The sequence below is a fragment of the Arthrobacter sp. P1_A5 genome (assembly GCF_056406825.1).
Map to the genome: position 1 here is coordinate 1 of NZ_JBFTZL010000249.1, position 4,190 is coordinate 4,190.

At 66.7% G+C, this 4,190-nt stretch carries 4 protein-coding genes; all 4 read right to left on the reverse strand.

The genetic code is table 11. From position 1 onward, the window contains the following. Positions 1–128: 128 nt before the first annotated feature. The 4 genes from AC1D1S_RS19615 to AC1D1S_RS19630 all read right to left on the reverse strand — a co-directional run bounded on the left by AC1D1S_RS19615 (position 129) and on the right by AC1D1S_RS19630 (position 3,861). The gene (locus tag AC1D1S_RS19615; RefSeq protein ID WP_243179902.1) at positions 129–1,355 is read right to left on the reverse strand and encodes a L,D-transpeptidase; all 1,227 of its coding nucleotides are present in this window, start codon (positions 1,353–1,355) and stop codon (positions 129–131) included. Between the two features lie 157 nt (positions 1,356–1,512). Beyond that, on the reverse strand, positions 1,513–3,000 hold the full coding sequence (gene ahcY, locus AC1D1S_RS19620; protein ID WP_243179904.1) for an adenosylhomocysteinase: 1,488 nt from the start codon (positions 2,998–3,000) through the stop codon (positions 1,513–1,515). A 129-nt stretch (positions 3,001–3,129) separates the two neighbouring features. Further along, positions 3,130–3,378 carry a hypothetical protein gene (locus AC1D1S_RS19625; protein WP_243179906.1) on the reverse strand — a complete coding sequence of 83 codons (249 nt, stop codon included), beginning with the start codon at positions 3,376–3,378 and terminating at the stop codon, positions 3,130–3,132. Between the two features lie 93 nt (positions 3,379–3,471). Further along, positions 3,472–3,861: a DUF3499 domain-containing protein gene (locus tag AC1D1S_RS19630; RefSeq protein ID WP_028276503.1), complete on the reverse strand. Its 390-nt coding sequence runs from the start codon at positions 3,859–3,861 to the stop codon at positions 3,472–3,474. Positions 3,862–4,190: the final 329 nt, after the last annotated feature.

The following is a 4,190-nucleotide window of genomic DNA, read 5'->3' on the forward strand; positions in this document are numbered from 1 at the left end:
GACTCTTGTCAGTCACGTGGAGCTTCGCTTCCGTAGGCTTCTGCGCTGCCCGGCCTGCGCCCGGCTGCGCAACTTATCTGGCTCTGAGCCTACCGTCCGAGGATTGGGCTCAGCGAGGTGCCACCCCGTCAGTTGGCGTATTGGGCCCAAGGGATGTTCCAGTCCCCGAAGCCGTCATCGAAGTTGGCGTACTCCCCCTCGGTGTTCACCACCTGGACGACGTCGCCGGTGGTCATGTTGTCGAACACCCACTTCGCGCCGTCCGGGCCCAGGCCGATACAGCCATGGGAGAGGTTCGTCTTGCCGATGTAGGGCATCGCGGACTCCGTGGCCTGGTGGATGAATTCCCCGCTGGGCGTCAGGCGCGTGGCGTAGTTGACGTCCAGCTGGCCGTAGTAGGCCGGGTCCCCCGGTTTGAGCCCGATCGTGGAGGCATCCATGTGCTCCACACGGTGCTTCTCCATGAACACGAGGAAGCCCCGTGCCGACGGGAACCGGGTGTCGCCCATGGTCGCCGGCCAGTGGCCGGCCGGCTTGTCGTTGATGCTGACGGAGAACGTATGGGCCTTGGCGTCGGCGACGGCCACCTTCTTGTCCCCGATGTGGACCGTTACCGTCTTGTTGAAGTTGCCGACCTGCCCGTTGCCGAGCTCAACGCCGAACAGCTTCATGTCCATGGTGATGGTGCTGTTCGCGGCCCAGAAGGCCTCCGGCCGGTACCTGACAGTGTTGTTGTTGAACCAGTGGAAATCACCCACCTGGCCGGACGTCGAGGTGATTTTGATGGCCTTTTCGACGGCGGTCCGGTTCAGGACAGGCTCGCTGAAGGTGATCTGCAGGGGCTGGGCCACACCCACCTTCATCCCGTCCAAGGGGTATATGGCGGCGTCAGCCTCGTTGGCGGTCGAGACGGTGGTGAACGCGCGCGTGCTGTGTGTCTCGCGTCCCGCGTCGTCCACCACGGAGTACGTGAAGTTATACCGCGTGTTGAACGTCAGGTTGCCGGAGGACGTCCAGGTGGACCCGTCCGTGCCCAGGGTGCCGTCAACGGTGTCGCCGTCATCGCTCGTCAGGGCCACGCGGTCAATCCGGCCGTTCGTGACCTTGAGGGAAACCGGCGCCGCAGGGTTGACCTGCTTGGCGCCGTCGGCGGGCGAGACGGCCAGTTCAGCGGGGGCGACCACCGGGACGGCGAGTCCCGGCGTCGTCCGGGCCGGGGATCCGGCCTCGGAGGAAATCCCGGACTGGGCCAGCCCCGGAGCCGCCGCGGCGAAGGCTCCGCCGCCGGCTGCCAGGGCACAGAGCACCCCCAGCAGGGCGATCTTTCGGCCGGTACTCCAGGTTTTCAGGGCCATCACAGGACCCGGGCGTTTCCACACGTCATCCTGCCAGCATAAGCGAATTACCTTGGAACCCCGGCCCGATTCGACCACGATCCGGTTACAAAAGCGCCCCCAAAACGGTCACAGCAAAGGGCCCCGGACCTTCGTCCGGGGCCCTTTGGGAGGGTTCCTAGTAGCGGTAGTGGCCGGGCTTGTACGGTCCGGCTACGTCGACGTCCAGGTACTCGGCCTGTTCCTTGGACAGCTCGGTCAGCTCCACATCGAGGGCACCCAGGTGCAGGCGGGCGACCTTTTCGTCCAGGATCTTGGGCAGGACGTACACCTGGTTCTCGTATTCCCGCTCGCCCTCGGGCTGGCCGGCCTTCGTGAACAGTTCAATCTGGGCGATCGTCTGGTTGGCGAAAGAGTTGCTCATGACGAACGAGGGGTGTCCGGTGGCGTTGCCGAGGTTCAGCAGGCGGCCTTCGGACAGGACGATGATGGAGCGGCCGCCCTTGCCCGTGGCCGGGTCAGTTTCGAAGACCCACTCGTGCACCTGGGGCTTGATCTCGACCTTCTTGATGCCGGGGACCCGCGCCAGCCCGGCCATGTCGATCTCGTTGTCGAAGTGCCCGATGTTGCCCACGATGGCCTTGTCACGCATCTCGGCCATGTGCTTGGCCATGATGACGTCCTTGTTGCCCGTGGTGGTGATGAAGATGTGGCCTTCGCTGAGCACGGATTCCAGCTTGGCGACCTGGTAGCCGTCCATGGCCGCCTGGAGCGCGCAGATCGGGTCGATCTCCGTGACGATCACGCGCGAACCCTGGCCGCGGAAGGCCTCCGCTGCGCCCTTGCCGACGTCGCCGTATCCGCAGACGACGGCGACCTTGCCGCCCATCAGGACATCGGTGGCGCGGTTGATGCCGTCCGGCAGGGAGTGGCGGATGCCGTACTTGTTGTCGAACTTGCTCTTGGTGACAGAGTCGTTGACGTTGATCGCCGGGAAGAGCAGCTTGCCCTGCTCCGCCAGCTGGTACAGGCGGTGCACGCCCGTGGTGGTCTCCTCGGTGACGCCGAGCAGGAGGGCGCCGATGCGGGTCCATTTCTGCGGGTCGGCCTCGAGGGATGCGCGCAGCACGTCGAGGAACACCCGGCCTTCCTCGGACTCGTCCTCGGCGGCGGCTGGGACAGCGCCGGCGGCCTCGAACTCGACACCCTTGTGCACCAGCATGGTGGCGTCGCCGCCGTCGTCCAGGATCATGTTCGGGCCCAGCCCAGGGTTGGCGTCGGCGCCCGGCCAGGTGAGGATCTGCTGGGCGGTCCACCAGTATTCCTCCAGCGTCTCGCCCTTCCAGGCGAAGACGGGGACGCCCTGGGGGTCCTCGACGGTTCCGTTGCCAACCACCACTGCGGCGGCGGCTTCGTCCTGGGTGGAGAAGATGTTGCAGGAGGCCCAGCGGACTTCGGCGCCGAGGGCGGTAAGGGTCTCGATCAGCACCGCGGTCTGGACGGTCATGTGCAGGGATCCGGCGATCCGGGCGCCCTTGAGCGGCTGGCTGGCGCCGAACTCCTCGCGCAGGGACATGAGTCCGGGCATCTCGTGCTCGGCGAGGCGGATCTGGTGGCGGCCCGCCTCGGCCAGGGAAATGTCCGCAATCTTGTAATCGAAAGTCATCTGAGTCCTTTGTTGTGGCCGGTGGCATCGCGTGTCTGGAGCTGGGCGATTCTGGATTGGAGCAGGATCTAAGCAGTCATTCGGTGCCGCGGGCCTCCCCGATGGGTGCCCGGCGGCGTTTTGGGGCGGCTATTCCGCGGCGTGGCGCGGGGCGGCGTCGTGCAGCTTCGCGTCGTGCTGGTCAGCGGGGGCCGCCGCTGCGGCGGGCAGCAGTTCCGGCGGCAGCAGCAGCGGGATGCCGTCCTCGATTTTGTACCGCAGCTTGTTCCCGGCGCCATCTGCCGTGACGGTGACGAGCTCGTCGCCTTCCTGCACCAGGCTGGAGCCGGTGACGGGGCATCGCAGGACAGACAACAGTTCGGAACTGAGCTTGGGCATGGTGAACGCTCCCTGATGGGCGCCGCAACAGGGCGCCGGTGGCTGAGTGGCTGACGGCTTTTTGCAGTTTCCACCCTACCGCCAGTTGGAGCCTTAGGAAGGTTCGCGCAGGACGCGCAGATGTCCGCGCCGGGCGCCCTCGGCCGGGGCCGGTGCCTCCAGCGCCGGGTGCAGCGTGCGCTGCCCCTTCGCCGTCTCCCCCGCAGCCGGACGTGAGGCCGCCTCGCGGACCGCGTTGGCGAGGGCCAGGAGGTCGTCGGGGCCGGGACCGGCCGGAGTTGCGGGCATCGCCAGCCGCATGACTTCCCAGCCGCGCGGCACGGTCAGCGAATCGGCGTGCTGTTCGCACAAGTCGTAGCAGTGCGGTTCGGCGTACGTCGCCAGCGGACCCAGAACGGCCGTGGAGTCGGCGTAAACGTACGTCAAAGTGGCCACCGCAGAATTGCGGCAGGCAGACCTAGAACAAATACGAATTGCACCCACGACATCACAGACTACTCCCCCTCGGACCGGGCGCTGCGCATTGAAACGTCTGTCGTTGTGCCGCGGCGCGGCAGTGGTTGTGCCGCGGCGCGGCAGTGGTTGTGCCGCGGCGGGGCCGGGGCTGCGCGGCGGCGGATCGCCGTCGGGGCTGTATCGCGTATTTCATTGCGCGGGTTTAGAGTCAAGATATGCAGTCATCGCACCACGATTCGGGTTTCACGGTCCGGTTGGCTGACCCCGACGCCGGACGTACAGGCGCCGGTTCCGGCCCCGCCGGCGCGCCTCTGGCCGGGTCGCCTGCCGCCGTCCAGGGAAAGACCTTCCGGCAG